This is a genomic window from Streptomyces sp. CB01881, from assembly GCF_002953255.1.
Classification (GTDB): domain Bacteria; phylum Actinomycetota; class Actinomycetes; order Streptomycetales; family Streptomycetaceae; genus Kitasatospora.
The window spans coordinates 9,285,548-9,285,940 of record NZ_CP026498.1 but is presented as its reverse complement, the minus strand read 5'-3'; the positions used below and the strand labels follow the sequence as shown (position 1 = coordinate 9,285,940).

Sequence of the window (393 nt, the reverse complement as noted above, 5' to 3'; positions counted from 1 at the left end):
CCACCACCACGGACACCGCGAACGGCTCCACCACCACGGACACCGCGAACGGCTCCACCACCGCGGACACCGCGAACGGCTCCACCACCGCGGACACCGCGAACGGCTCCACCACCGCGGACACCGCGAACGGCGCGGCCGGCACGGACACCGCGGACGGCGCGGACGGCGCGGACGGCGCGGCGGAGGTCGTGCCGCTGCCCGGGCAGCTGGCCTACGTCATCTACACCTCCGGCTCCACCGGCCAGCCCAAGGGCGTACTGATCGAACACGCCCAGGCCGCCCGCCTGTTCACCGCGGCCCAGGACCACTTCCACTTCGACCGCACCGACGTGTGGACCCTCTTCCACTCCCTCGCCTTCGACTTCTCCGTCTGGGAACTGTGGGGAGCCC

At 72.5% G+C, this 393-nt stretch carries 1 protein-coding gene; it reads left to right on the top strand.

Going from position 1 to position 393, the window contains the following annotated elements; all coding sequences use genetic code 11:
• On the top strand, positions 1-393 hold a 393-nt coding region (locus tag C2142_RS30310), incomplete at both ends, for an AMP-binding protein (RefSeq protein WP_148646630.1).